Source organism: Streptomyces pseudoechinosporeus, from assembly GCF_054783935.1.
In genome coordinates this window covers 66,100-92,321 of the sequence record NZ_BAAGPS010000057.1, presented here as the reverse complement: position 1 = coordinate 92,321, position 26,222 = coordinate 66,100, and the positions used below count along the sequence as shown (strand labels likewise).

The following is a 26,222-nucleotide window of genomic DNA, read 5'->3' as shown; positions in this document are numbered from 1 at the left end:
GCCTCGGGCTCCGGGTGATGCTCCGGCTGTCCGTTGCCATGGGCAGGCAAGGGTACCGAGTGGGTCGGCTCGGGAGATCACAGCTCGAGCGTCAACGCCAGTCGGATCAGTTCTGCCTGGGTGTGTACGCCGGTCTTGGCCCGGATCCGGCGGAGATAGCCGTCAACGGTGTGTACGGAGATACCGAGCCGTCGTGCCGTTCCGGCATAGGTGCACCCCTCTGTCATGTGCCGCAGGATCTGCTGCTCGCGGGGAGACAGGGCGGGACGTGACGGCTGGGGAGCAACGCGAGGCGACTCGTGCAACTTGATTCCTTCAGCAGGCGGGGCCCGGTGCCCCGCGTTCGCATACAAGAGCCACGAGGGCAGGCCATGCCAACAACTTTCCGGAGCCCCTTTTCTTTCTTCCCGCCGCGGGCACTCGACTCGGCCCAGCAAGGCTGGGGCGGCGCGGCCGCGGCTCCGGTGGTGTGGGGCTGAGACAGCCGCCCAACAGGGGTTCAAGGTATGTCCGTTTTGATATAAAATCGCCAGAGTGGACGATCATGAAATGGTGACTGCCATTCGAGCCGCGGACCCCCGGGGGCTGGCAGCGGCGTATGACGCCTACGCGGGTCAGATCTATGGCTACTGTCGTTCAGTTCTTCACAACAGTGACGCTGCCGCCGACGCCTTGCAGGACACCTTCGTCCTCGCCAATGAGTGCATCGACCAGCTGCGAGACCCTCAGCGGCTGCGTCCGTGGCTCTATGCGATCGCCCGCAATGAATGCCGACACCAGTTGCGTACCAAGGGCCGCACCACTGGGCTCGAAGAAGCCGGCGAGGTAGTCGACGAGGCTGTCGACCTCGGTGCGCGGCTGCGTGCCGAGGAGATACAGACTCTGGTGTGGGAGGCCTTCGAAGGGCTCAACTCGCGTGATCGCGAGGTGCTGGAACTGTCGGTACGCCAGGATCTGGACGGTGCCGACGTGGCTGCGGCACTGGGGGTGCAGCGCAATCATGCACATGCGCTGCTGTCCCGAGCACGGCAACAGCTGGAGAATGCCGTGGCGGCGGTGGTCCTGGCCCACCATGGGCGGAAGGACTGCGCCGAACTGGGCCAGATACTTGACGGCTGGGACGGCACAATCACTGTGCTGATGCGCAAGCGCATCACCCGCCACATCGAGCAATGCGAGATCTGCGACAACCCCAAGCGACGCAATGTCCGCCCCTCGGACGTGACCCACGCCGTTCCCAGTGCCTCTTCCCCCCTCGCCCCAAGGCCGCGGACCTGATGACGTCGTCGACCCCGAGGGTGACGACTCTCCTGGCGACACTGGCGTCGGCAGGGCCTGGACGTGTGGCCTGTCACTGGCTGCTCTGTGGGCTGTAGGGCGTAAGGAGCTGGTCGACAGGTGCGTAGTCGTCGGTGAGCAGCTGGGCGTCGCCGATCCAGGAGGTGAGGTCGTCGCCGGTGGCGATCTTCCAGCCGGTTTGGCGGGCGTCCAGGGCCTCCTGGGTCGCGCGCAGGTCGACCGGCCGGTCGGAGGCGAGCACCACCAGATTGCCGCCCTCGGGGGTGGCGGTCGGATCGAGGCCGATGTCGGCGGGTTCGCCGACGAGGGCGACGTGCTCGAAGGTCTCGCTGAGGGTGGCTACTTCGGCACGTGCGAAGTCCATGCCCCCGTGATCGATGAGGTTGGCGACGTACAGGCCGTCTTCGTTGAGCACCCGCCGTACGTCAGTCATCGCTTCCACTGTGGTGAGGTGCCACGGCACGCTGACGCCCCCGAAGGCGTCGCCGACGACGAGGTCACGACTGCCGGCGTCCAGTCGCCGCAGGCCGAGCCTGCCGTCCTCGACGCGTACGTCGATACCGGCTCCCGATCTCAGACCGAGTTGCTCGCGGTTGATGCGTACGACCCCGCCGTCGATCTCGGACACAAGGCTGCGTGTCCCGGGCCGCGTGGCCGCGAGGTAACGGGGAAAGGTGAGCCCGCCACCGCCCACGTGGTGGGCAGCAAGTGGCTCACCTTCGGGAAAGGCGGCATCGACCACCGACGCGATGGCGCGCACGTACTCGAACTCCAGGAAGGTCGGGTCGTCCATGTCGACGTAGGAGTGCCGCAAGCCGTCCAGAACGAGGGTGCGGCCGCCGTCCCGGTCGGGGTCTGCGACGACCCGTGCGCAGTGGTATTTGGTCTCCGTGTCGCAGCCACCGGGCGCGACCGTGGTGGCGAGGCCGCCGGCGACGACCACGAGCGTGAGGGCAGGGGTGCCGGTCCACCCGCGCGTACGCCACTCAGCCAGCCCCGCGCCGACCACCAGCAGTGTTCCGAGGCCGATCAGGATGCCGCTGACCGGCAACCGCGATATGAGGACGAAGCCGGTGAGTACGGTGCCGACGATGGCACCGACGGTGCCGACGCCGGACAGCCGGCCGACAACCGTTCCGGTCTCGGCGAGGCTGGTGAGACGCAGCTTGGTCACGATCGGCGTCACCGCGGAGAGCAGCGCACCCGGCACGAGGATGGTCCCCGCCGCGATCAACAAGAGCAGCGGTTCTGCCCACTCCGCAGTGGTACGTAGCACAGCGGGGGTGAGGGCCACGACCGCTCCCGACACCCCGAGCGAGGGGCCTATGAGCCGGCGCGGATCGACCTGGTCGGCCATGCGCCCACCCAGCCAGGAGCCGGCGGCGATCGCGGAGAGGGCGATGCCGATCACCATGGTGCTGGTCTCGAGGGTGAGGCCGAGATAGGGAGCCAGCAGCCGCAAAGCGACGATCTCGACCACCAGGACCGCGGCCGAGGACCCGAACACAAGCACGGCAGCGGCACGGGGACCCAGGCCATCGTTGCCAGGCGTGCCCTCGGCGACAGGCGTGGAAGACGTTCCGGTCACGGGCGACATCCTCGCATGCGCCTCATCGACCGAACAGCGGCATCCTGCCCACCTTCGGCGGCAAGGACCTGGAGGACCTGGAGGAGATCGCTCCACCATCCATCCGCACCTGGAGGGCCGAGCGCCAGAAGGCGACCGGCACCACCACGGTCGCCAAGTCCTACCGCCTGCTGAAGGCCATCTTCCGCAGGGCCGGACGGCAGCGGATACCGCCGACCGGCCTTCCTCCCGAATGGGGACAGGTGCGCAGGTCAGCGGGCCCGGCATCGAGCGGCGCGTCGTCCTGCTGGGGCGGCAGGTGTCACTGTCGGCGGACGGGAACGTTGACGTCGTCGATGTTGATGTGGCCCCAGCCGCCCGTCGCCCGGTCGACGACCTCGACGTAGATCCGCTCGCCGATGTGGGCGGACAGGTCGAAGACCACCCGGCGGTACTGCTCGACAGCGCGGCCGGTGGCCTTGGCCAGCACCTTGCCGTCGCCGGCGCGGACGACGGCCGCGTAGAGCCGGTCGGGGTCGTTGCCGCCGGACACGAGCAGATCGACCACGCCGTCTCCGCCGAGGGTGACGGTGGCTGAGCGGAGTACGCCGGTGGCGTCGTCGCCGCCCGCGTCCGGGTTGAAACCCCACAGGTGGTGGCCGGATGGGTCGTCCGGCGTCTCGGCCTGGTAGAAGGGGCCGCCCCAGCCCCAGTCGGGGCGGGTGATCACGTTGGCGTCGCTGAAGGTGGTGCCCGAGATCACGGTCCAGCCGGTGAGGTCCCCGGTGGCGAAGTCGTGGTTGGGGAGGGCGTCGACGTCCGTCGGGCGCGGCGGATCGTACGCGGCCGGGGCGAGGGGCGTGTCGTAGGCGCCGTTCATCCGCCAGACGTCCAGCTCCAGGACCTGGGCGGCGCCTCCCTCGGCCGTCAGCCGCAGGCCGGTGGCGTCCTCCCTGGTCGGATAGACGCGGCTGGTGAGGCTGTTCGTCCCGTTGACATACGCCTCCAGCATCGAGCGGTCGAGCAGGACCCTCAGTCGCAGTCGCCCGCCTTCCAGCTCGACGGTGCCTCCGTGCACACCCTTGCGTACATCCGGGTCGAGGCTGGAGCGGCCGCGGTCGATGGAGAGACGTCGCTTGGCCGTGTCGTAGGAGAGCAGTGTCTGCTCGCTGCCGTCGGCGGTCGCGCGGACGGCCAGGGTGATGGTCGTGGCGTCGCGCGGCTCGATGACGGCCTCGATGTCCAGCATGTCGCCGGAGACGTCGGCGAGCCTGCGGTTCGCTTCCTTCACCGAGGTCTGACGGATCTTGGCAAGTCGCCTGCCCCGCAGGCCGGTTGCCTCGGCGATCGGTTCGACGCCAAGGGTGCCGTCCTGACGCAGCCAGACGCTGACGGGCATCCCGGCGTTGTGCGCCCAGCCGGACTGGGCGTGCTGCTGTTCGCTGCGGCGGTCCTGGGTGATGCTGAAGAGCACGGACCGGCCGTCGGGGGTGACGAAGCCGGACGGGCCGGTGAAGTGCTCGCCGAAGTCGAACTCGCGGGGCTCCTCCTGGTCGGGCACGAAGCGGCACTCGCGCTTGTCGAAGGTGCCGATCCAGTAGTACGTGTGCTTGACCGCGTTCGGGTTGAACGTTTCCCACCAGGGGCTGACCAGCAGGATGTGCTTGCCGGTGCGCTTCCCCTTGGGGCCGGGCAGCGGGAGGAGTACGGGCAGCTCCCACACCTCTCCGGGGCCGGGCACTGTGGCGAGGTCGTTCCAGTGCAGCGGGCCCCGGTACTTCCACGGTCCCTCGGGCCTGCGAGCGGTGTAGACGAGCGCGGTGCCGCCGTGCTTCTTGGTCACCTGCGTGCCGTCGTAGTCGACGATGCCGCTGCCGACCAGCTGGTACCAGACGCCGTCTTCCTCCCAGACGAAGGGGTCGCGGAAGTTCTCCGCCCACGCGGTGCCGGGGCCGGCCGGGAGACCGGCGGGCGCTTCGGTGACCGGCTCGGACTTCATCGTCCAGGTGGGCAGGTCCGTGTCACCCTCGGTCGGGTACGTGGATACGGCGAGGCCGGTGCGCTGGCGGTAGGGCAGCCGGTCGTCGCCGCCGGTGAAGAAGAGCACCGGTCCCCGGTCGCCGTCGACGTATGCCGAGCCCGACCAGCAGCCGTCCGGCCCGACCGAGTCCGCGGCGGGGGCGAGAGCGATGGGAAGGTCGCGCCAGTGCACCATGTCGGTGCTGACCGCGTGGCCCCAGTGGATCTGACCCCAGTACGGGCCGAACGGATCGTGCTGGTAGAAGATGTGGTATTTGCCCTTGAAGTACACGGGCGCGTGCGGCTCGTTCATCCAGTGCCAGGGCGGCAGCATGTGGAACTGGGGGCGGTGCCGGTCCCCGTCGTAACGGCTCCGGTGCGGGGTCAAGTCAGGCCGGGGTACGCGACGACCGGGAAGCGCCGCGAGGCGATCGCCATGTTCCTGCTGCGCCGTCGGATCGTCCAGGGTGCCCGGGCGGATTACGAGACTGTCCATCAGGCCCATGTACATGTTGGCGTGGAACTCGCCGTTCAGCAGCGTGGGTCGGTTGTGACGCCCGATCAGCAGAGGCTCGTCGGAGGCCAGTTGGGGGGCCTTGTCCGGGGTGGCGGCGGTGCCGATCAGTCGGCCGTCGCGGTACAGGCGCAGTTGCCGGGCGGCCGGGTCGTAGGTGGCCGCGACATGGGTCCACCTGCCTTTGGCGGCCGGCTGGTCCGGGGCCCCCTTGACCTCCAACAGGTCGGTGCCGAAGCCGAGTTGGAAGACGATCTGCCCGAAGCGGCGAAGGCCGAGCAGAAATCCGGTCTTCGCTTCCGGGTCGTGCTGGTTGACCAGGGCCTGGGGCTTGCCGTCGATGCCATGCTCGTACGCGTAGGGGGCGATCCATGCGTCGACGGTGAGGCCGTCGACGGGGTCGAGCTTGCCGGGACCCTGGGCGGTGACGACGGTCGAGTATCCGTCGAAGTACAGCGCCCGGCCGCGCACCCCGCGGCGCCGTACGGGGTCGCTGTCGGGCTTGTAGCGGGCGTCGTCGAAGACGTAGCCGACGGGGTCGGCGGTGTCGGACACCGTCTCGCGGGTGACCGTACCGGCGCGCTCGTCGAAGTCCCAGCGGGCGGAGGGGCTTTGAGGGCTGCGCCGTTCCTGGGCGGCGGCCGGAGCGGGAGCGAACGAGAACGGGACGATCGCACCGCCGACGGCGGCGGACACCACCCTGAGGGCTGTTCTTCTCCTCATGGCTGACTCCATAGCTGACTCCACGGCTCACTCCTGGGTCGGCGCGGCAGGCTGACGCCATGCCAAATCGGTTTAGGCGATGGCTCGGCATCGTTCGCGCGCCGCGACAGCTAAAGCAAGAGCTAACGCGCACCGATTTACCTAGGCGTTACCTAAGGCACGTACAAAACGGCCTATAACGTCCCTGTCTTCCATTCGAGATGTCCGAGGTGTTGACACCGGTCGAGGAGCGCATCACTCTCATCCCAACTTGCTAATTCGATTTAACAACGGAGCTGACCGCTGATGCCCGAACGCCGTGTGACCATGGCCGACGTCGCCCGCAAGGCGGGCGTCTCGCCGACGACCGCGTCGTTCGCTCTCTCCGGCCGTACCGACATGCGCATCTCCGAGGCCTCCCGTGAACGTGTGCTGGTGGCCGCCCGGGAGCTGGGCTACCGCCCCAACGTCACCGCACGCAGCCTGCGGACGAAGTCGACGCAGACCATCGGGCTCGTGTCGGACCGGATCACCACGACACCGTTCGCGGGCGATGTGATCCGCGGCGCGCTGGAGGCCGCCCGGGAGCGGGACCACCTGCTGTTCATCACGGAGGCCGGTGGCGATCGCGACGCCGAGTCGTCGCTGGTCCACGCGCTGCTGGACCGGCAGGTCGACGCGGTGATCTACGCGTCGATGTTCACCCGGTACATCACTCCGCCCAAGGAGCTGTACGGGCGCCGGGTGGTCCTGCTGAACTGCCTGGCCCCCGGCTTCGACGCGCCGTCCGTCGTCCCGGACGAGATCGAGGCCGGCCGGGACGCGGCCCGCGCGCTGCTCGCGGCCGGTCACACCGAGGGCATCTGGTCGATCGGCGGTCACCAGGCCGTTCCGGCCACGCCCGAGGGGATCATCGCCGGCAACGAGCGCATGCGCGGCCTTGAGGAGGTCCTGCGGGCGGGCGGGGCCCGCCTGGACGGTGTCGTCGAGTGCGACTGGGACACGCGGGACGGCCATCGGGAGGTCACCGCGCTGCTCGCGGCGGGTCATCGCCCCCGGGCGCTGGTGTGCATGACCGACCGGGTGTCCCTCGGTGCCTACCAGGCGCTCGGCGAGGCGGGCCTGTCGGTACCCGGTGACTTGTCGGTGGTCTCCTTCGACGACCAGGACATCGCGTCCCAGCTGCGTCCGGCGCTCACCACCCTGAAGCTGCCGCACTACCAACTCGGCCGCCTCGCCGTGGAGTTGATCCTCGGCGAAGGGCCGCTCGAAGCAGTCGTACACCGTGTGCCCATGCCACTGCAGGATCGTGCCTCCATCGGCACCCCCGCAGAGGGCTGACACCGGCACCCGAAAAACGGCTCGTCCCGCCGCCCGGACCGAAGCCCCGGACGGCGGGACGACCACCAAGATCAGCGACCGTCGCAACCGGTCGCACAGGCGGGTCCGGCAAGACCCGTCTCAGTGAGATGGAGGAACCCAGTGGTGTGGAGAACAAGGCCCCTCGCAGTCGCGAGTGTAGCCGTCGCGGCGGCGACCGCGCTGGTCGCCGGATGCGGGACCGGGAGCGGCGGCAGCACGTCCGGAGCCAGCGGCAACACGCTGACGCTGTGGACGCACAACGCCGGCAACTCGGCCGAGCTCGACGTCGTCAAGAAGATCATCAAGGATTTCAACGGCTCGCAGAGCAAGTACAAGGTCGAACTCCAGGCGTTCCCGCAGAGCGACTACAACAACTCCGTCGTGGCCGCCGCCTCGGCCCGCAAGCTGCCCTGTCTGCTCGACGTTGACGGCCCCAACGTGCCGAACTGGGCCTGGGGCGGCTACCTGGACCCGATCGACGTCTCCGGCAGCGAGGTACCGCTGTCCGACCAACTGCCCAGCACCGTCGGCCGCTACAAGGACAAGGTCTACGCGTTCGGCTTCTACGATGTCGCGCTCAGCTTCTTCGCCCGCAAGTCGGTGCTGAACGAGTACGACATCCGCATCCCGACCATCGACAAGCCCTGGACGAAGGCGGAGTTCGACTCCGCGCTGGCCAAGCTGAAGAAGAGCGGGAAGTTCCAGTACCCGCTGGAGATGGGCACCGGAGGCAGCGGCGAGTGGTGGCCGTACGGCTACTCCCCGCAGCTGCAGAGCTTCGGCGGCGACCTGATCAACCGCGACGGCTACAAGACCGCCTCGGGCACCCTCGACGGCAAGAGCTCCGTGGAGTGGGCCACCTGGTTCCGCTCGCTGGTGTCCAAGGACTACATGTCGAAGAAGTCCGGAGCCGACCCCAACAAGGACTTCCTGGCCGGCAAGAGCGCCATCCAGTGGGACGGCAGCTGGAACGCGGCCAAGAACGCCGAGAAGCTCGGCGACGACCTGGCGGTCATCCCGCCGGTCGACTTCGGCAACGGTCCCAAGATCGGCGGCGCCTCCTGGCAGTGGGGCATGAGCTCCACCTGTTCCAACAAGGCCGGTGCGCAGGAGTGGCTGAAGTTCTCCCGGCAGACCAAGTACTTCGTCGACTACGCCAAGGCCACCAGCACCATCCCGGCCACCGACGCCGCCGCGAAGCAGGTCGACGGCTACCAGCCGGGCGGGGAGCTCAACGTGTTCGTCCAGTTCGCGCGCAAGTTCGCGGTGGTGCGCCCCGTCACCCCGGCCTACCCGTACATCTCCACCGAGTTCCAGAAGGCGGCCCAGGACATCCTGGCCGGGGCCGACCCCAAGAACGCTCTCGGCCAGGCTGCGAAGGACATCGACAACAACCTCAAGACGAACAACAACTACGCCGGCTGACCCGCCCCGGTCCGGTTCGGGCCCCCGACCCACGCCGCCCGAACCGGACCGGCTCCCCTTGGAGCTACCGTGACCACCATGATCGCAGCCCTCGCCCGGCTGCGTCCGGTCCGGCGAACCCGAACGACCAACGCCCGTCGCCGTGAGAGCCTCACCGCCCTCGGCATGGCCACCCCGGCCGTCGTGCTGCTGATCGTCTTCCTCGTCGTACCGGTCGCCCTCGCCTTCGCCCTGGCCTTCACCGACGCACGGCTCATCTCACCCACCCCGGCCCGCTTCGTGGGCCTGAGAAACTTCACCCAGCTCTTCCAGGACCCGGTCTTCTTCAAGTCCCTGCGCAACACGGCGTACTTCGCAGCCGTCGTCGTCCCGCTCCAGGCCGGGCTCGCCCTGGTGCTGGCGCTGCTGGTCAACGCGAAGGTGCGCGGCGTCAACTTCTTCCGCACCGTCTACTTCCTGCCAGTCGTCACCTCGATGGTCGTCGTGTCCCTCCTGTGGACCTTCCTCTACCGGCAGGACGGCCTGGTCAACCGCGTGATCTCAGGGCTCACCTTCGGAGCCGTCGACGGCCCGGACTGGCTGGGCGACTCCGCCACCGCCATGCCTGCCATCATCCTGATGTCGGTGTGGCAGGGCGTAGGCTTCCACATGATCATCTGGCTGGCCGGTCTGCAGACCATCCCCGCCGAGCTGTACGAGGCCGCCGACCTGGACGGCGCGGGCCGCTGGGACCGCTTCCGCCATATCACCTGGCCCGGACTGCGCGCCACGCGCACGTTCGTATTGGTCACCATCACCATCGCGGCGTTCAGCCTCTTCACCCAGATCCGGGTGATGACGCAAGGAGGCCCGCTCGACTCCACCACCACCGTCGTCTACCAGGCCGTGCACACCGGCTACGACCAGCAGCAGACCGCGTACGCGGCGGCTATCTCGCTCGTCTTCTTCGTACTCGTGCTGACCGTGTCCGGCGTCCAGCGTTTCCTGACCCGGGAGAAGGACTGACATGACCTCCCTCCTGAAGCATCTCGGCGGCCACGCCGGCCGAGTCGCCCTCGCCCTGGTCTTCGCGCTCCCGCTCGTCTTCATGCTCGTGTCGTCCTTCAAACCGGACGACCAGATCTTCGGCGACCTGGGCTCCCTGCGCGCCTTCCTGCCGGTCGGCGCCCTGTCGCTGGACAACTACACGGGCGTGTTCGAACGTGTCCCTGCGGCACGGTTCCTGGTGAACTCCGTGCTGATCTCGTCGATCACCGTGGTGCTCGGCATCATCGTCAACAGCCTCGCCGCCTTCGCCCTGTCACGGATGCGCTGGCCCGGCAGGAAGCTCGTCCTGAGCGCCGTCATCGCCACCCTCATCGTGCCGTTCGAGACCTTCGCCCTGCCGCTGGTGTGGTGGGTCAACCAACTGCCGCTGCTCCGCGTCAACGGCTTCCACCTGGAGTGGACCACCGGCTGGATGGACACCTACCAGGTCCAGATCGTGCCGTTCCTCGCCAACGCCTTCTCGATCTTCTTCTTTCACCAGTACTTCCAGAGCATCCCCAAGGAGCTGGACGAGGCGGCGATCGTGGACGGCGCCGGCTGGTTCACCATCTACCGCCGCATCGTCATGCCGCTGTCCGGACCGGCCGTCGCCACCGTCGCCATCCTCACCTTCCTGCCCGCATGGAACTCGTACCTCTGGCCGCTGATGGTCGTGCAGAGCGAGGAGCTGCGGCCGGTGATGGTGGGCATCTCCTACTTCTTCCAACTCAACGTCGGCTGGGGCCAGATCATGGCGTACTCCTCCATGATCACCGTGCCGATCCTGGCCCTGTTCGTGGCCTTCCAGCGATCGTTCGTCAACAGCATCGCCTCCACCGGCGTCAAGGGCTGACCGCGCTCCTCGACCCCCCACCCCCGAAAGGACCCCTGCGTGTCCGTCCTGCCCGCAGACCCCCACCGGCCCGTCGCGCACCTGCGCCCGCCCCGCAACTGGATCAACGACCCCAACGGGCTGGCCTACCACGACGGCCACTACCACGTGTGCTTCCAGTACAACCCGTACGGACCCGAGCACGCGAACATGCACTGGGGCCACTTCCGCAGCCCCGACCTGCTGACCTGGGAGGAACTTCCCCTCGCCCTCACCCCCACGCCGGCCGGAGAGGACGCCGACGGCTGCTTCTCCGGCAACGCCGTCTCCGACGGCGACCGCATGGTCGCCTTCTACTCCGCCTACCGCACCGACCGCTGGGCCCAGCCGGTCACCACCGCCGAGTCCCGGGACAACGGTGTCACCTGGACACCGCGCGGCAGCCTGCTGATACCCGACCTGCCTGACGGCGCCACCATGTACCGCGACCCGTACGTATGGCGCGAGGCCGGCCGCTGGCGCATGCTGGTCGGCTCCGCCCAAGCGGACGGCCGAGCGGCGGCGCTGCTGTACGAGTCCGGGGACCTGGAGCACTGGGAGTACCGGGGCCCGTTCCTGGACCGGGCCCCGCAGGCGGTGGCGCCCGGCGTCGACACAGGGCCGGGCTGGGAGTGCCCCCAGTACCTGCACGCGAACGGACGCGGCGCACTGCTCCTCGGCGCCTGGGACCCGGAGCTCGGACCGCGCCGGACCGTGGCCTACCCCGGGCACGAGCAGGACGGCCGCTTCCTCGCCGACGCCCCCGAACTGCTCGACCACGGCCCGGACTTCTACGCCCCGGCCCTGCTGCACACCCCCGACGGCCGGTGGCTGTTGTGGGGCTGGTCGTGGGAGGCTCGCGACCCGGAGTGGGTACGTGAGGCCGGCTGGGCCGGGCTGCTGACACTGCCGCGCGAGGTGACACTCGCCGAGAACGGCTCCGTACGGCAGCGACCGGCCGCGGAACTCCTCACGCTGCGGCACGAGCCGGCGGTGACCGCCGCCGGCGAGACCACGGGAACGGCCGTACTGGGGACGGTGAGCCCGAGCTTCGACCTGACGGCCCGTCTGGACCCCCGTTCCGCTGGGGCGGCACTTCGGCTGGTGACCTCCGCCGACGGCGCCGAGTACCTCGACATCAGGATCGACGCGACCGCCGGCGAACTCGTCGTGGACCGCGACCACGCCTCCCTCGACCCGCGCGCACACGGCGGCACGTACCGCGTCCCCTGCCCCGAGGCGGCAGTGGCGGGTGCCCCGGTCGAACTGCGCCTGATCGTGGACCGCTCCATCGCCGAGCTCTACCTGCCGTCGGGCCGGACGCTGACACTGCGGTTCTATCCCACTGGCGGCGCCCCTTGGTGGATCGAGGCCCGTGCCGGAGGCGAGGGTGGCCTCGGCTACACGGTCGGGGCCTGGAACCTGCAGCCGTACACCATGCGGTACGCGGCAGACGCGAGCGCCGTTTCCGCGCTCACGTGATGATGGCTGCGTTCCAGAAGCAGATGCCGAACCTGGTGCGGCTCAGCGGGTCACGTCCATGCGCTGTGTGCCGATGACCGACAGCAGTCGCAGTGCCTCCTCGGACGGTGAGCCGGGGGCGGCGGTGTAGATGACGACCTGCTGGTCCCGGTCGGTGATGGCGAGGACGTCGCAGTTGACGGTGACCGGGCCGACCAGCGGGTGCGGGAAGGTCTTGCACAGGGTGGGCTTGGTGGACACGTCGTGGGAGGCCCACAGCTGGGTGAACTCCTCGCTTCCGGCGAGGAGTTCAGCCACCAGTTCGGTGACTTCGGGATCGTCGGGGTAGCGGGCGGCGGTGGCGCGCAGGCGCTGCGCCGAGGTGCGGGCGAATGCGTCCGCGTCGGACACTCCGTACAACCGCCGCCCCTGCGGGTGCGGCCCGAGGAAGACACGGCGCACCAGGTTGCGGTCGCGCCGCGGCAGGGCGGAGAAGTCCTCCATGAGGGCGGCCGCCAGATCATTCCAGGCGATCACCTCGAACGCCGCGGACGTCACGATCGCGGCGGCCTGCGGCAGCCGGTGCAGCAGGTCGAGGATGCTCTGCCGTACCTCGCGCGAGGGCCCGGGCGGCGGGCCCGGCGGTGCGCCGGCGAGGTGGTGGAGGTGGTCGCGCTCGGCGTCCGACAGGCGCAGGGCCCGGGCCAGCCCGGCCAGCACCTCGCGTGACGGGCGCGGGCCGCGGGCCTGCTCGAGCCGCGTGTAGTACTCGGTCGAGATGAACGCCAGCTGCGCCGCCTCCTCGCGGCGCAGCCCCGGGGTGCGGCGGCGCGGCCCGGCGGGCAGCCCCACGTCGGCGGGGGTGATCCGCTCGCGCCTGCTGCGCAGGAAGGCCGCCAGTTCTCGTCTGTCCACGTCCCCCAGTGTGCGCGGGGGCTGCGGAGCCTATCCAGGTACCGCCGGTGCCTGGATAGGCTCCGTCAACCGGCGCAGGCTCGCTGCCATGGACAACACACCGAACTCCGATACATCCGCCGCCCCTGCCGCACTGGGCCTGCTGGCCGGCAAGGTCGCCTTCATCACCGGTGCCGGCCGCGGCATCGGCGCCGCCGCGGCGCGGCTGTTCGCCCGGGAGGGCGCCCGGGTGCTGCTCGCGGCCCGGACGGAGGCCCAGCTGAAGGCGGTGACCGAGGAGGTCCGGGCGGCGGGCGGCACCGCGGACTACGTGGTGTGCGATCTGGCCGACGCGGCTGGCGTGCGTGCCGCCGTCGACCGCGCCGTGGACCTGTACGGCCGGCTAGACGTCGCCTTCAACAACGGCGCGACGATCCAGCAGCCCGGCCCGATGGACGACATGGCGGAGGCCGACTTCGACCACGTCTACGCCGTGAACCTCAAGGGCGTCTGGCTGGCCATGGTCGCCGAGGTCGCCGCCATCCGGGCCACCGCCGGGACAGGGGCCATCGTCAACAACTCCTCCGTCGGCAGCCTGATGGGCAACCCCGAGTTGCCCGCCTACGGCGCGATGAAGCGAGCGGTCAACAGCCTGACCGAGTCGGCCGCCGTCACCTACGGCCCGGAAGACATCCGCGTCAACGCCATCGCCCCCGGCAACACACTGACCGAGATGATCCGCACCTGGGAGGCGGATTCCCCCGGCCTCCAAGAACGACTCACAGCGCAAACCCCACTGCGCCGCGCGGCCGACCCCGACGAAATCGCCCAGGCCGCCGCCTGGCTGCTCAGCGACCGCTCCTCCTTCGTGACCGGCACGGTCCTACGGGTCGACGGCGGCGCGCGGGCCTGAGTCGAGGATGCCGCCGCATCCTCGTCAGCACAGAGGTCCACCGCCATGGATTCCTTGATGGCCAGTTGGCACTGTGAGGCGGCCTTCAGTGCTTCAGGCTGACGATCACCGAGGAGTCTCCGACGAAGCCGACGCCGAGGATTTTGTCGGTGCTCGGGACCGCCGTGATGGCGTTCAGCCGGAGCAACTGCTGTGAGCCGGATTCGATCCCATCGGTGCTCGGGAGCTTTGACTACACGATCCCTTCGCAGAGCCCGTCCGCGGTGAGGTGTCGGCCGGCACTGAGGACCAGGAACGCGACGTCCGGATTTGACCCCATGGGATCGTTCGCAGCCGGCCTGACCGTGATGGTGCCGTCCATTGCTCTGCTCATGATGGTGAGCGGGAACCGCGTGACGGCCGTGCTGTGAGCGAAACATCGGGCTGCCCCCTTGCGTCGCCGCCACGACGCGCAGAGATACTCGGGCCGGAGTGCCTCCCCCAATCAACCGATGACCTCCCGTACGCAGATCAGGACCCGTACGCAGACCAGAACCCCCGATTCCCCGAACCGCCCCCGGGTACCCGCAGCCTGCGGCGCGACGCCCACGGCACACGCCCACGCACACCCCCGGGAGGCCGCCATGGAACTCAACCTCGTCGAGGAACGTCCGTACCGCTTCCGGATCGAACCGCGAGGCGACATGCGCGTGCCGGGGATCGTGTTCGCGTCCCATGAACTGCTCGAGGACGCTGAGAAATCGCTGGAGCAGGTCGTCAATGTGGCCACGCTGCCGGGCATCGTCGGGGCCTCGTACGCCATGCCGGACATCCACTGGGGCTACGGCTTCCCCATTGGCGGCGTGGCGGCGACCGACGTGGACGGCGGCGGCGTCGTCTCACCCGGCGGCGTCGGCTTCGACATCTCGTGCGGGGTGCGGCTGCTGGCCGCCGACGGTGACCGGAAGTCGCTGGAGCCCGCGTTGCCCGACATCATGGACGGCCTGGACCGGGCGATCCCGCGTGGCGCCGGCCCCGGGGGCGTGTGGCACCTGAGCGGCCCCGGGGAGCTGGAGCGGATCCTGGACGGCGGTTCCCGGTACGCCGTGGAACGCGGTCACGGCGAGCAACGCGACCTGACCCGCTGCGAGGACGGCGGCGCGGTCGCCGACGCCGACGGGGCGCAGGTCAGCGGGCGGGCCCGGGAACGCGGTCTCGGACAGGTCGGCAGCCTCGGGTCCGCCAACCACTTCCTGGAGGTCCAGCAGGTCGCCGAGGTGTACGACGAGCGGGTCGCCGCCGCGTTCGGGCTCGCCCGCGACCAGGTGTGCGTGATGATCCACTGCGGTTCACGGGGGCTCGGGCACCAGATCTGCACCGATCACGTACGCGCGATGGACCGGGCCATGAACCGGTACGGCATCACCGTGCCCGACCGGCAGCTGGCCTGCACCCCGGTCGACTCGCCCGAGGGACAGGCGTACCTCGGCGCGATGGCCGCCGCCGCCAACTACGGCCGCGCGAACCGCCAGTTGCTGTCCGACGCCGCCCGCCGGATCTTCCACCGCGCCGCCCGCGCCCGGCTGTCCCTCGTGTACGACGTGTCCCACAACCTTGCCAAGATCGAGACCCACACGGTGGACGGAGCGCGACGCCGGCTGTGCGTGCACCGTAAGGGCGCCACCCGGGCCTTCCCGCCCGGGCACCCCGAACTGCCCGAGGACATAAGGGAGTTCGGTCAGCCGGTGCTGATCCCTGGCACGATGGGCACCGCCTCGTACGTACTGGCCGGAGTGCCCGGCGGCGACGCCTTCCACTCCACCTGCCATGGCGCGGGCCGGGTGATGAGCCGTCACCAGGCCGCGCGGACGGTAGCCGGGAAGGAGCTGCGGGCCCGGCTGGAGCGGGGCGGCATAGCGGTGCGCCCGCGGTCGCTGCGCGGGCTGGCGGAGGAGACTCCGGAGGCGTACAAGGACGTCAGCGCGGTGGTGGAGGCGAGCGAGGGGGCGGGACTGTGCCGTACGGTCGCGCGGCTGGTCCCGCTGGGCGTGGTGAAAGGCTGACTGTGTTTTCAAGGGCTCGGTTCACCTCCGGGGCGCTACAGCCGGTGTCGAGAGCACGACCGTGCTCGACCCTCGACGCGCCCCTTCGGCTCACTCGCCGTAGGGCGCCCCCCTCTCACCGGTACGCCTCACACATCGACCGTCACCGCGCACGTCCATCCGTACGGACCCGGCCCGATGTGCAGTTCATGCCACGAGACGGCCTTCGGTACGGCGCCCGTGATCTCCACGGCCGACAGATCGGCGACCGCCAGCCGCACATCGACGGCGCCGCCGTGCGTCTCCGTCTCCAGCTCTACGTCCACGGGGACCTGGCCCGGTACTTCGAGGCGGTAGACGACCTCGTCGAGGAGGGCGGCCAGGAGGTCGTCGTCGCTGGTCTCGGACAGTTGGGCGCGCTGGATGGCCGTCGGCCGTACGGCGGAGACGTCGGCGAAGCAGTCGACCATCCCGTGCACGGCCTCGACCAGGCAGTTCTCCCGGGTCGTGCCCCACGCCTCGATCCGCACGTCCGCGGTGTGCGGCACCAGCCGGTGGCCGCTCTCGCCCTGCGCCCGGGCCTGCCTGTCGTCGTACGTCTCGCCGACCATGTCCACCGGGTGCCCTGTTTGTCCCGTACGCATGTGTCGTCGGCACGCGGAAGTAGACGACTGCGGTGACTTCCACGTGCCGTCGACGTAGGGGCCGCCTTACTTGTTCGGCTCCGCCGAGCTGATGTCGGCGAGCGCGGAGCGCGGGTCGCGTTCGACGGCCAGGTCACCGATGCTGAGGACACCGACGAGGTGGTCGCCCTCCACGACGGGCAGCCGCCGCAGGGCGTGCTCCCGCATCAGCCGCACCGCCTGGTCGATGTCGTCCTGCGGGGAGACGGTGACCAGATCGGTGCTGCACACCTCGCGGACAGCGGTGGCGGAGGGGTCCCGGTCCTCGGCCAGCGCCCGGATCACCAGATCGCGATCGGTCACCAGGCCACGTACGTGGTCCTCCTCGGTGATGAAGACGTCGCCGATGTTCTTCTCCCGCATGAGCTTGGCGACCTGGGGGAGCGGAGTCTGCTCGGTCACCGTCACCGGTTCCGCCGTCATGACTTCCCGGACATGCTTCGCCATGGCTACCTCCGTGTGCCTCCCGGGATGAGCACCGGCAATGTGCCTGGTCGGCCGGTGCCCGGTTGATCGCCGAGTACCCGACGGATGTCCCTCCATGCGTCCTGCCTCCGGCGGTTGAGCAGGTTGCCTACGGGGGTGGTGGGTTCGGTTCGCTGGCGACTGCGGGCCCGTCGTGGCTGGTCGCGCAGTTCCCCGCGCCCCTGACGGGGCGCTCCCGGAACCGCCGGCCACCATGCTCACCAGCCACAACCGACCCGCACTTGCCCACCGGCGGGAGGGGACGTGGGCCGGTGCGTCGTATGCCCGTCGCTTAGGTTCTGTCTCAGGAAACCAGGACCGTGTACCAGCAAAGGGCCGTACGCCCGGCCTGCGACGGGCTGACGCACCGGCCCACGGCCCCGCACCCACCACGCACCTAAGGGGCGCGGGGAACGGCGCGCCCAGCCACAACGAACCTGCACCCATACAACGAACCCACCCGCCCAACCGCCGGAGGCACCCCGCGGGGAACGGCGCGACCAGCCACACTCAACCCGCACCCGAAAACGAACCCCCCTGCTCAACCCCGGAGGGATCCGCCCCCCACGAGCGGAGGCGACTCGTGTGCAACCCCCGGCTCAGCTCCCGCGCAAACTCCTCGATCAACGCCTGTGGTTCCCCCAATGGGGAGAGAAGAGAGCCCGCAGGAAGCTGCGGCACCGGCACGTCCCCCGGAATCGGCTGTCGTTCACCCATGACTCACGCTCGCTTACTGGTCGTACTGGTCGAGTTCGCGGCTGGTCCGGCCGCCAGAAGTGGATCAGCGTACGGAATCCGGGCAATTCACGCGTCTCGACCCGCCGTCGGCGGGACGGGTCCGTACGAGTGCTCTGCCATGTGCTCCATCACGCTCCTGGGAGCACACTGGTAGGACACCCGATGAGGTGCTGCCGACGGTGCGCACAAGGGGGTGCTGGCCGTGGCGAGGACACGTCGTACGACGGTGAGGCTGTGGCGGTGGCGGAGCAACCCGCTCCGGCGGCGCGTGGACGTCGTCGAGGCCTGGGTGGTGCTCGGCGCATGGCTGTTCGCCCTGGTGGGCGGCCTGATCGCGGGAGTGGCGGCGGCCGAGGTGGTGAGCCGGAGCGTGGACCGGCAGCGGGAGGAGCGCCGCGAGGTGACGGCGGTGCTCACCGAGAACGCCCCGGAGAGGTCATCGACCCGGACCGTGGGCGGCGACCTGGTCTGGGCCACGGTCCGCTGGAAGACACCGGACGGCGCCGCCCGCACCGGCGAGGCCCAGGTCAGGCCCGAAGCCAGGAAAGGCACCCGGACCACGATCTGGACCGACCGGCATGGCGCCCTGATGGCGAAGCCCCTCAACGAGGCGGAAGCGGTCCTGCAAACGGTGTCGGCGGGCCTGCTGGCCGCGACGGGCGCGGGCGGCGCCGTCTGGCTGGCCGCCTGGACCGTGCGCGTACGCCTCGACCGGCGCCGTATGCGGGCCTGGGACGCGGAGTGGGAGCGGGCCGACATGCGCTGGGGCGGGAGGACGGGCTGACCGCGATACGGGCTGACCTCAGGTCGACACCTGGTCGAGGCCGAGGCCCATCGGCTCGATCCTGCCCTCCAGCATCGCGCCCAGGCCGAGGGCCGCGCACACGTCGGGCCGTTCGGCGATGTGCACCGGCATGCCGGTCGCGGCCCGCAGCATGTGGTCGAATCCGGGCAGCAGGGCGCTGCCGCCGACCATCATGATCCCGCGGTCCGCGAGGTCGGCCACCAGGTCCGGCGGGCAGTCGCGCAGCACCTTGCCGATCCCGTCGAGCACCGCCGTGAGCGGGGCCTGGATGACATCGCGTACGGCGGCCGTGTCGACGTGTACGGAGCGGGCGAGCCCCGTGGCCACGTCCCGGCCGTGGATCTCGGTACGGGCGGGCCCCTCGGGGGTGAGCCCGTTGCCGGACAGGGCGAGCTGCAAGGGGCGTACGGCCTGACTCGGCAGCACCAACTCGTGCGCATGACGCAGGTGCTGGATGATCGCGTGGTCGATGGCCTCGCCGCCGACGGGGATGCGCTCGGCGTTCACGACCGAGCCGAGGGAGAGAACGGCGACCTGGGTGGCGGCCGCCCCGCACACCATGATCATGGTCGCCTCGGGCTGCTGCACGGGCAGCCCGCAGCCCACCGCCGCCGCGATCAGCGTGTCCACCAGCTCGACCCGCCACGCCCCGAGCCCGACCAGCGTCTCGATCGCCGCGCGCTGGGCGAGCGGGTCGGCGTCATGCGGCGTACAGGCCGCCGCGCGCAGCCGGGGCTTACGACGCAGTGTGCGGCGGAGGCGTTCGCCGAGCAGTTGCCGCAGCATCCGCTGCGCCATGTCGATGTCGACGACCGTGCCGCCGGACACGGGCTTGACGATACGGATGTAGCCGGGCGTACGGCCCGTCATCTGCTCGGCCAGCTCTCCGACCGCGATCAGCCCGCCGGTCCTCATATTGACGGCGGCCACACTCGGCTGGTCCACGACCAGCCCGGCACCCTTCACATACACACGGGTCCTCGCCGCCCCCAGATCGACGGCGAAATGACAGCGGCGCAACTGCTCCAGACTGTCGGTCATGGCAGATTCTCCCGAGAGCGCAGACCGTGGGGCCGCCGGGTGGCGGTCCTCCTTGACATCGTGCGCGGGCACTCGGCGGTCCGCCTGTTGAGGGGGGCTGGGTGGGGTGCCGCTGGATGGGTGGCGTCAGCGGGCGGTCTCCGAGGAGCCGTCAGACTGCCCTGGTGACCAGGAGAGTCTGAGCAGCAGATGCCCTTCGGCTCCGCTCTTGGCGATCAACGCGCCCGCCTCCGCGGTGAGTTTCACCCCGAACTCGATCTCCACGGAATCGGGCCGCAGCGAGCCGTCCCGGAAGACCTGGAGCGCGGACTCGGCCGCCGCGCGCACTCCGTCCAGGGCGCCCTCGAAGGTGCGGGTCGCCTGGACCGTACCGTCGTCGCGGCGCGAGACCATCTGGTGGCCGGAGGCATCCTCGATGCCCTCGACGGTGATCACGACTCCGTCGTTGGTCCTGAACTCCACCAAGCCTTCCATGGCACCCCCGTCTCTGATGACTCTCGAGCAACGTCATTTTCACGGACGGTACTTGTGCTTGTCACTCGTGCTTGCCCACGACACCCTTCACGACCCCCAGCTCCACCAAGTCCTGCGGCCGGATCCGGAGTTCGTCCGCCGTCGCGGTCACCTGGTCCGAGGGTCGTTTGAGGATCGCCGCGGCCAGCTCCGGGGCGATGACGGAGAAGTAACTGTCCGGTGTGGCCCAGGTGTTGTCGGGTGCGGCGAGGGCGAGGGCGCCGCCCGATCCGCCCTCGCCGATCAGGAGGGTGGTGAGGGGCGTGCGCGCGGTGGCCACGGCGGCGAACAGCTCCGCTATCGCCGCGCCCGCGCCCTGACGTTCCGCCGCCGCGTCGTTGGCGGCGCCCGGGGTGTCCACCAAGGTCAATACAGGGATGCCGAGTTGGTCCGCCAGGCGGATCAGGCGGGCGGCGGTGCGGTAGCCGGTGGGGCGGGTGGCGGTGCCGGTCTGGGCGGCGTAGGCGATCGTACGGCCGTCCTCCGCCCGTATGCCGAAGCCGCAGAGCATTCCGTCGTCGGTCCCGCCGATGCGGTCGCCGCTGATCGACGCCCGCCGGGTGAAGTACGCGTCCAAGTAGGCCTGGGCGCGGGGGCGTTGAGGGGAGCGGGCGTTGTCGACCGCCTCGCGACCGGTGGCGGGCAGGTCGGCCCGGCCCATCGCTGCTGGGGGAGGGGCGGGTGTTGTGGACGGGCGCGTCAGCAGGTGCAGCCAGAGGCGCAGCGCCCCCGGCAGGTCCTCCGGTGGCACCACCGCGTCGATCGAACCCGCCGCCAGTTGCGCCTGAGCCGTGTACGCCTCCGGGTCCGCGTCCGGCGGGCGGACCCGGGAACCCGCGAAACCCACCTGGGCGCCCGGCAGCGCGAGGATCACATCGGCGCCCGCGCCCAGCGTGGCCCAGCCGCCACCCGTCGTCGGGTCCCGCAGGACCGCGAGCTGTGGCAGGCCCGCCTCGCGGGTGAGTGCCGACTGCCGTGCCACGCGCTGGAGTTGGACCAGCGCGCGCATGCCTTCCTGCATCCGGCTGCCGCCCGTGGCGACGAGGGACACGACGGGGAGGCGGTGCTCACGGGCGTAGGTGTACGCCGCCTCCAGCCGGTCCCCGGTGCGCTCCCCGAGCGACCCGCCCAGGAAGCCGAACTCGAAGGAGATCAGCACGGCAGAAGTCGTACCGACCATGGCCGTGCCGCAGACGACGGACTCCTCCTCGCCGGTGCGGGATGCGGCACGGGCGCGCGAGGCGTCGTAGCCCTGCCAGGACAGCGGGCCGTCGGGTGCGTACTCGCCTGCCTTGACCGGGAGTTCGCTGAAACCGTCGGCCACGAGACCGATCGCCTCGCGAGCAGTGAACCTCCGGCCGTCAGTCATGAGGCAGCGCGCGCTTCATGATCTTGCCCATGTCGTTACGGGGCAGGGCGTCGAGGTAACGGACGACACGCGGACGCTTGTGCGGGGCCAGGCGACGGGCCACATGGTCCGCCAACTCCTCGGCGGACGGCGGTGATTGAGGCGAGTCCGGGTCCGGCACGATCCACGCCACGATCCGCTCGCCGAGGTCCGCGTCGGGCTCACCCGTGACCGCGGCCTCGCGCACGCCCGGGTGTTCCAGCAGCGCGTTCTCGATCTCACCCGCCCCGATCTTGTAACCACCGCTCTTGATCAGGTCGGTGGCCTTGCGGCCGACGATGCGTACATAGCCGTCGGGGTCGCGCACCGCCATGTCACCCGTGCGGAACCAGCCGTCCTCCGTGAACGCCTCCGCCGTCGCGTCGGGCCGGTTCAGGTACTCGGTGAAGAGGTTCGGCCCGCGGACCTGGATCTCGCCCACCGTCTCCCCGTCGTACGCCTCGACGGCCGTCACCCCGTCGTCCTCCGTCAGCCGCAGCTCGACGCCCGGCAGCGGGACGCCGACCGTGCCCGCGCGCGGCTCCCCGTCCGCGCGGACGCTGGTGTTCATCAGGGTTTCCGTCATCCCGTACCGCTCGATGACCCGCCGTCCCGTCGCCGCCGCGATCCGCTCGTGGTCGTGCACGGGCAGCGCCGCCGAACCCGAGACCAGCAGCCGCGCCTTTCCCAGGGACTTCGCGAGAGCCGGGTCGTCGGGCAGCGCCTCCGCGATCCGGTGGTACATCGTCGGCACCCCGAACAGCATCGTGGCGCCCTCGGTCAACTCCCTTGCCACACCCGCCGTTTCGAACCTGCCCAGATGCCGCACGGATCCGCCGCGGCGCAGTGGGCCGAGGATCCCGAGGATGAGGCCGTGCACGTGGAAGAGGGGGAGGCCGTGCACGAGTACGTCGTCGCCGGTCCACTGCCAGGCGTCCGCGAGGGCGTCCAGGGTGGCGGCGATGGCCCGGCGGGGGATGACGGCGCCCTTGGGCGGGCCGGTGGTGCCGGAGGTGTAGACGATCAGAGCGGGGGATTCGAGGGTGGGTTCCGCAGGCACGTGAGGCGTCCCCGTGGCGCGTACGTCGATGTCGACACGCCCCAACTTTCCCAGCGCCGAGGGGAGTTTATCGTCCGCCCCCGCAAGCACCAGCGTCGGTGCGCTGTCCGACACGATGTGCCCCAGCTCGCTCTCGCCCGACTTCGGGTTGAGCGGTACGGCGGGGATGCCGGCCAGCAGCGCGGCGACCACGGCGACCGCGGTCTCAAGGGTGGGCGTGGCCCAGACGGCGATCCGGCCCGCTCCCGCGAGACGTTCGGCCAGGGGCGCGGCCACGGCGGCGAGCTCGCCGTACGTCAGGGAGCGGTCGCCGAAGCGCAGGGCGGGCCGGTGCGCACCGGGTCCGTCCGGGTCCGCCGAGGCCTCGGTCAGGGCCGGGAAGAGAGGGGACACGCTTCGTACTCCTTGATCGTTCGTCGGTACGTCACTCATGGCGTCGTCGGCATCCGCAGGTCATCCCGGGGTCATCCCCAGTTGGGCACCACCATCACCAGCCACGCCACCGCGGGTACCACCGCCACCACGATCCCTCCGTACACCATCAGCTGCCGGAAGAAACGCTCGCGGTCGACGTCCGGCGCCGCGGCCAGCACCAGCGCGCCGTTCGTCGAGAAGGGGCTCACGTCCACGACCGTCGCCGACACGGCCAGCGCGCACACCATGCCGATGGCCCCGATCTCGCCCTGCGCGAGGAAGGGTACGGCGAGGGGGATCAGGGCGCCCATGATCCCGACGGACGAGGCGAACGCCGAGACGATCGCGCCGATGTAGCAGAGCAGGACCGCGGCCAGCAGCGGGACGCCGATGTCGCTGACGCCCTCGCCGGCCCAGGTGATGGTGCCCATCTCGTCCAGGACACCGACGTACGTGAGGACACCGCAGATCAGCAGGACCGTCGACCAGGCGATCTGGCCGACCGCCTTGCGGCTGTCCTCCGGCCAGACGGTGCTCAGCGCGACGGCGAGAGTGATCGCGGTCAGACCGGCATCCAGGTCGAAGGCGAGGACGGCTACGACGAGGGCGACGAGCGAGGTGAGCGTGGCGATCCGGGCCGGGGTGAGGTGGGTGGTGTCGGGCTTGGTGGGTGCGTCGGGGCGGGTGGCCACGGCGGTGTTGGTGCCGGTGCCGGTTCCCGTGCCGGCGGCGGTACCAGCGGGCTGCGGTCCGGAACCGCCCTCCGGAACGTCGCCCTTGTCAGAGGCGTCCTTGGAGGGCTCGTCCGGCGTCACCGCCCCCTGCGCCCACAGCTTCAGCCCGCCGAAGAGCACGAAGACCACACCCGCGATGACCAGGTTGGCGAACAGGGAGGCCAGGAACAGCGCGACCTCGTTCCCCGGCAGGTCCTCCCGCTCCACGATCCCGTTGACGATCGACCCGTAGATGCTGATCGGCGAGAAGCCGCCGCCCTGCGCCCCGTGCACCACCATCGCGCCCATCAGCAGCGGACTGATCCCGTACCGCGCCGCGAAACTCAGCGCGATCGGCGCCACGATGGCGACCGCGGCGGGACTGACCGCGCCGATCGCGGTGAGCGCCCCCGTGATCACGAACATCACCCACGGGATCAGCGCGACCCGGCCGCGTACGAGCCGGATCGAGGCGTGCACGAGCCAGTCGGTGGTGCCGTTGGCGCGGGCGATCGCGAACAGGTACGTCACCCCTACGAGCACGACGAAGAGGTCACCGGGAAAGCCCGCGAAGATTTCGTCGGCGTTCAGTTCCGCGACGAGTTCGCCGACCCCGAACGCGGCGGCGAAGGCGAGCGCGCCCATGTTGATGGAGCGGGTGGTGGCGATCACGAACACCACGACGAGTACGAGGATCGATATGAGTTCGGCGGACATACGGGCTCCCGTCTTTGGGCCCCGGAGCGGCTTGGAGGGCTGGTGGATTGGCCAAGTGGCTGAACCACTTCGGTCGCTGGACAGCGTGGGCGCGGCGCGGGCGCACGTCAAGGGGTCGCGCAAGAATTGGCTCAGCCAATGGACCACTACCTCCACGGTGTTACGCTCCCGACGAAGGGGGACCCCATGACCGAAGCCCTGCGCCCCATGACGAAGCAGCGCCTCTACGAGCAGGTGCTGGAGCGGCTGCGTCAGTACGTCGCCGAGGGCGGTCTGCGTGCCGGTGACCGTCTGCCACCCGAGCGCGACCTGGCGGCCCGCCTCGGTGTCAGCCGCGCCTCCGTGAAGCAGGCCATCGTGGTCCTGGAGGTCCAGGGCCTGGTCGAGGCCCGGCACGGCGGAGGTACGTACCTGGTCCGCGACAGCCTCGACGTGGAACCCGTCGAGCGGCTCGTCGAACGCCGCCGGCGCCTGCCCGACGTACTCGAAGCCCGCGAGGCCCTGGAGACCAAGCTCGCCGAACTGGCCGCCGAGCGGCGCACGGACGACGATCTCGCCGCCCTCCGCGCGGCCCTCGATCACATGGCACGCGAGATCGAGGAGGGCGCCCACGGAGTGGAGGGCGACCGGCTCTTCCACGCCGCGGTCACGGCGGCGGCCCACAGCAGCATCCTCGCCGAGTTCATGCGCTCCATCGCCGAGCAGATCACCGAGAGCCGCAACGAATCCCTCCGCCAGCCGGGCCGCCCCACCCGCTCCCTGGCCCAGCACCACGCGATCCTCGACGCGATCGCCGACCGCCGCCCGAGTCAGGCGGCCACGGCGATGCGACGCCATGTCCGTACGGTGGCGAAGGTACGGCTGCTGGACTGGGACCCGGAGGAGGACGACGCGCCAACGGCCTGACGAGGAACATCCCGTGCTGTGCCGGAGGTGCAGATAAACGTCAAGTTCAGCCCGCCCCGCCGTCGAGCAGCCGGCTGTAGCGCAGCCGCAGCGCCCGCTCGGTGCTGGCCGCCACAGTAACGAGCCCGACCACGGTGTTGCCCCATGCCGGTAGATCAATGGGCGAGGTGAAGGTCCCGACGTACTGGGCGACGCCCTCCGGCGCCCGAGTGACCTGTTCGGCGAGCTGAAGGATCAGGAGAACCAGGCCGATGACGAGCACGATCACCGAGAGGAAACCGATACAGCGGCTCAGTGCGGGGTGCGATCGGTCGAGGCGCGCGCGGCGCCCCTCGGCGGAGGCGGGGTCCGGGACGAGTTGGTGCTCGGCCCCCTCGGCGGTGACGTAGTGGCAGCGCTTGAGCCCGAAGCCGCTCGTCCTTACTTCGACGGTGCCGCCCTGGACGGGGAAGACGGCAGGGACTTTGGACTCGGCGTGATGCCTGCCATCGAGGTACAGATGGGCCTTGACGTAGCCCTCCGACTGATTCTGATGCCTGACGTCGACGGCGTAGACCGTCTGCCGGCCATCATCGTTCATCAGCCGAAGATGGAACAGTGCGCGGGTAAGCATCTGCCACCAGCGGAAACGCTTCAACGGTCGCCCGTCCCCGGGCTTGACCCGCTGCACAGCCCGACGATGCCGCCACTCCTTGAGCATGCCTCT

22 protein-coding genes and 1 pseudogene are annotated in these 26,222 nt (G+C 70.0%); 11 read left to right on the top strand and 12 right to left on the bottom strand.

The annotated features are described in order from the left end of the window. Window positions 1-77 precede the first annotated feature (77 nt). On the bottom strand, window positions 78-305 hold the full coding sequence (locus ACYVO6_RS37560) for a response regulator transcription factor (RefSeq protein WP_461069318.1): 228 nt from the start codon (window positions 303-305) through the stop codon (window positions 78-80). Window positions 306-534: 229 nt separating this feature from the next. On the opposite strand from ACYVO6_RS37560, the gene ACYVO6_RS37555 reads away from it, so the two are divergent. Beyond that, window positions 535-1,278 (top strand): RNA polymerase sigma factor, encoded by a 744-nt coding sequence (locus ACYVO6_RS37555; RefSeq protein WP_461069316.1) that lies wholly within the window; start codon window positions 535-537, stop codon window positions 1,276-1,278. 73 nt (window positions 1,279-1,351) lie between these two features. On the opposite strand, the gene ACYVO6_RS37550 is transcribed toward ACYVO6_RS37555, so the two are convergent. Further along, the gene (locus ACYVO6_RS37550; protein WP_461069314.1) at window positions 1,352-2,896 is read right to left on the bottom strand and encodes a fused MFS/spermidine synthase; all 1,545 of its coding nucleotides are present in this window, start codon (window positions 2,894-2,896) and stop codon (window positions 1,352-1,354) included. Window positions 2,897-2,928: 32 nt separating this feature from the next. Between ACYVO6_RS37550 and ACYVO6_RS37545 the strand changes: the two are divergent. Next, a pseudogene (locus ACYVO6_RS37545) lies at window positions 2,929-3,081 on the top strand (tyrosine-type recombinase/integrase); the annotation flags it as partial. Window positions 3,082-3,188: 107 nt separating this feature from the next. Here the strand turns inward: ACYVO6_RS37545 and ACYVO6_RS37540 are convergent. After that, on the bottom strand, window positions 3,189-6,122 hold the full coding sequence (locus ACYVO6_RS37540) for a GH32 C-terminal domain-containing protein (RefSeq protein ID WP_461069312.1): 2,934 nt from the start codon (window positions 6,120-6,122) through the stop codon (window positions 3,189-3,191). Between the two features lie 285 nt (window positions 6,123-6,407). On the opposite strand from ACYVO6_RS37540, the gene ACYVO6_RS37535 reads away from it, so the two are divergent. The 5 genes from ACYVO6_RS37535 to ACYVO6_RS37515 all read left to right on the top strand — a co-directional run bounded on the left by ACYVO6_RS37535 (window position 6,408) and on the right by ACYVO6_RS37515 (window position 12,267). Next, entirely contained in the window at window positions 6,408-7,442 is a 1,035-nt protein-coding gene (locus ACYVO6_RS37535; RefSeq protein WP_461069310.1) for a LacI family DNA-binding transcriptional regulator, read from the top strand. A gap of 141 nt (window positions 7,443-7,583) precedes the next feature. Continuing rightward, entirely contained in the window at window positions 7,584-8,888 is a 1,305-nt protein-coding gene (locus ACYVO6_RS37530; RefSeq protein WP_461069308.1) for an ABC transporter substrate-binding protein, read from the top strand. A 78-nt stretch (window positions 8,889-8,966) separates the two neighbouring features. After that, window positions 8,967-9,893, top strand: coding sequence for a carbohydrate ABC transporter permease (locus ACYVO6_RS37525; protein WP_461069306.1), 927 nt, complete (start codon window positions 8,967-8,969; stop codon window positions 9,891-9,893). A 1-nt stretch (window position 9,894) separates the two neighbouring features. Continuing rightward, complete coding sequence (locus ACYVO6_RS37520) at window positions 9,895-10,767, top strand: carbohydrate ABC transporter permease (RefSeq protein WP_461069304.1); 873 nt, start codon at window positions 9,895-9,897, stop codon at window positions 10,765-10,767. A 39-nt stretch (window positions 10,768-10,806) separates the two neighbouring features. Next, window positions 10,807-12,267 (top strand): glycoside hydrolase family 32 protein, encoded by a 1,461-nt coding sequence (locus ACYVO6_RS37515; RefSeq protein ID WP_461069302.1) that lies wholly within the window; start codon window positions 10,807-10,809, stop codon window positions 12,265-12,267. Between the two features lie 42 nt (window positions 12,268-12,309). Here the strand turns inward: ACYVO6_RS37515 and ACYVO6_RS37510 are convergent, their stop codons facing one another. Further along, window positions 12,310-13,161, bottom strand: coding sequence for a helix-turn-helix transcriptional regulator (locus ACYVO6_RS37510; protein WP_461069300.1), 852 nt, complete (start codon window positions 13,159-13,161; stop codon window positions 12,310-12,312). 88 nt (window positions 13,162-13,249) lie between these two features. On the opposite strand from ACYVO6_RS37510, the gene ACYVO6_RS37505 reads away from it, so the two are divergent. Next, on the top strand, window positions 13,250-14,053 hold the full coding sequence (locus ACYVO6_RS37505) for an SDR family NAD(P)-dependent oxidoreductase (RefSeq protein ID WP_461069298.1): 804 nt from the start codon (window positions 13,250-13,252) through the stop codon (window positions 14,051-14,053). A 623-nt stretch (window positions 14,054-14,676) separates the two neighbouring features. Continuing rightward, entirely contained in the window at window positions 14,677-16,095 is a 1,419-nt protein-coding gene (locus ACYVO6_RS37500; RefSeq protein WP_461069296.1) for an RtcB family protein, read from the top strand. A 128-nt stretch (window positions 16,096-16,223) separates the two neighbouring features. Here the strand turns inward: ACYVO6_RS37500 and ACYVO6_RS37495 are convergent, their stop codons facing one another. Next, window positions 16,224-16,685: an archease gene (locus ACYVO6_RS37495; RefSeq protein WP_461069350.1), complete on the bottom strand. Its 462-nt coding sequence runs from the start codon at window positions 16,683-16,685 to the stop codon at window positions 16,224-16,226. 99 nt (window positions 16,686-16,784) lie between these two features. Then, window positions 16,785-17,204 carry a CBS domain-containing protein gene (locus ACYVO6_RS37490; RefSeq protein WP_461069294.1) on the bottom strand — a complete coding sequence of 140 codons (420 nt, stop codon included), beginning with the start codon at window positions 17,202-17,204 and terminating at the stop codon, window positions 16,785-16,787. A gap of 958 nt (window positions 17,205-18,162) precedes the next feature. On the opposite strand from ACYVO6_RS37490, the gene ACYVO6_RS37485 reads away from it, so the two are divergent. Beyond that, window positions 18,163-18,744, top strand: a complete 582-nt coding sequence (locus tag ACYVO6_RS37485) for an Rv1733c family protein (RefSeq protein ID WP_461069292.1) — start codon at window positions 18,163-18,165, stop codon at window positions 18,742-18,744. An 18-nt stretch (window positions 18,745-18,762) separates the two neighbouring features. On the opposite strand, the gene ACYVO6_RS37480 is transcribed toward ACYVO6_RS37485, so the two are convergent. The 5 genes from ACYVO6_RS37480 to ACYVO6_RS37460 all read right to left on the bottom strand — a co-directional run bounded on the left by ACYVO6_RS37480 (window position 18,763) and on the right by ACYVO6_RS37460 (window position 24,610). Beyond that, window positions 18,763-19,806: a rod shape-determining protein gene (locus tag ACYVO6_RS37480; protein ID WP_461069290.1), complete on the bottom strand. Its 1,044-nt coding sequence runs from the start codon at window positions 19,804-19,806 to the stop codon at window positions 18,763-18,765. Window positions 19,807-19,932: 126 nt separating this feature from the next. After that, complete coding sequence (locus ACYVO6_RS37475; RefSeq protein ID WP_461069288.1) at window positions 19,933-20,280, bottom strand: CU044_2847 family protein; 348 nt, start codon at window positions 20,278-20,280, stop codon at window positions 19,933-19,935. Window positions 20,281-20,341: 61 nt separating this feature from the next. Beyond that, complete coding sequence (locus tag ACYVO6_RS37470; RefSeq protein WP_461069286.1) at window positions 20,342-21,688, bottom strand: carboxyl transferase domain-containing protein; 1,347 nt, start codon at window positions 21,686-21,688, stop codon at window positions 20,342-20,344. Further along, the gene (locus ACYVO6_RS37465; protein WP_461069284.1) at window positions 21,681-23,159 is read right to left on the bottom strand and encodes an acyl-CoA synthetase; all 1,479 of its coding nucleotides are present in this window, start codon (window positions 23,157-23,159) and stop codon (window positions 21,681-21,683) included. Before ACYVO6_RS37465 ends, ACYVO6_RS37470 begins: the two co-directional genes overlap by 8 nt. Window positions 23,160-23,230: 71 nt before the next feature. Continuing rightward, window positions 23,231-24,610 carry an SLC13 family permease gene (locus ACYVO6_RS37460; protein WP_461069282.1) on the bottom strand — a complete coding sequence of 460 codons (1,380 nt, stop codon included), beginning with the start codon at window positions 24,608-24,610 and terminating at the stop codon, window positions 23,231-23,233. Between the two features lie 186 nt (window positions 24,611-24,796). Here ACYVO6_RS37460 and ACYVO6_RS37455 point away from each other — a divergent pair, with 186 nt between their 5' ends. Next, window positions 24,797-25,516, top strand: a complete 720-nt coding sequence (locus ACYVO6_RS37455) for a FadR/GntR family transcriptional regulator (RefSeq protein ID WP_461069280.1) — start codon at window positions 24,797-24,799, stop codon at window positions 25,514-25,516. Window positions 25,517-25,562: 46 nt separating this feature from the next. On the opposite strand, the gene ACYVO6_RS37450 is transcribed toward ACYVO6_RS37455, so the two are convergent. Then, the gene (locus ACYVO6_RS37450; RefSeq protein WP_461069278.1) at window positions 25,563-26,216 is read right to left on the bottom strand and encodes a hypothetical protein; all 654 of its coding nucleotides are present in this window, start codon (window positions 26,214-26,216) and stop codon (window positions 25,563-25,565) included. Between the last annotated feature and the right edge of the window lie 6 nt (window positions 26,217-26,222).

Coding starts and splice junctions, on each gene's coding strand:
- ACYVO6_RS37500 (WP_461069296.1), top strand. CDS start 14,677: ATGGAACTCAACCTCGTCGAGGAACGTCCGTACCGCTTCCGGATCGAA.
- ACYVO6_RS37470 (WP_461069286.1), bottom strand. CDS start 21,688: ATGACTGACGGCCGGAGGTTCACTGCTCGCGAGGCGATCGGTCTCGTG.
- ACYVO6_RS37520 (WP_461069304.1), top strand. CDS start 9,895: ATGACCTCCCTCCTGAAGCATCTCGGCGGCCACGCCGGCCGAGTCGCC.
- ACYVO6_RS37455 (WP_461069280.1), top strand. CDS start 24,797: ATGACCGAAGCCCTGCGCCCCATGACGAAGCAGCGCCTCTACGAGCAG.
- ACYVO6_RS37535 (WP_461069310.1), top strand. CDS start 6,408: ATGCCCGAACGCCGTGTGACCATGGCCGACGTCGCCCGCAAGGCGGGC.
- ACYVO6_RS37490 (WP_461069294.1), bottom strand. CDS start 17,204: ATGGCGAAGCATGTCCGGGAAGTCATGACGGCGGAACCGGTGACGGTG.
- ACYVO6_RS37460 (WP_461069282.1), bottom strand. CDS start 24,610: ATGTCCGCCGAACTCATATCGATCCTCGTACTCGTCGTGGTGTTCGTG.
- ACYVO6_RS37505 (WP_461069298.1), top strand. CDS start 13,250: ATGGACAACACACCGAACTCCGATACATCCGCCGCCCCTGCCGCACTG.
- ACYVO6_RS37480 (WP_461069290.1), bottom strand. CDS start 19,806: ATGACCGACAGTCTGGAGCAGTTGCGCCGCTGTCATTTCGCCGTCGAT.
- ACYVO6_RS37475 (WP_461069288.1), bottom strand. CDS start 20,280: ATGGAAGGCTTGGTGGAGTTCAGGACCAACGACGGAGTCGTGATCACC.
- ACYVO6_RS37525 (WP_461069306.1), top strand. CDS start 8,967: ATGATCGCAGCCCTCGCCCGGCTGCGTCCGGTCCGGCGAACCCGAACG.
- ACYVO6_RS37495 (WP_461069350.1), bottom strand. CDS start 16,685: ATGGTCGGCGAGACGTACGACGACAGGCAGGCCCGGGCGCAGGGCGAG.
- ACYVO6_RS37450 (WP_461069278.1), bottom strand. CDS start 26,216: ATGCTCAAGGAGTGGCGGCATCGTCGGGCTGTGCAGCGGGTCAAGCCC.
- ACYVO6_RS37540 (WP_461069312.1), bottom strand. CDS start 6,122: ATGAGGAGAAGAACAGCCCTCAGGGTGGTGTCCGCCGCCGTCGGCGGT.
- ACYVO6_RS37550 (WP_461069314.1), bottom strand. CDS start 2,896: ATGTCGCCCGTGACCGGAACGTCTTCCACGCCTGTCGCCGAGGGCACG.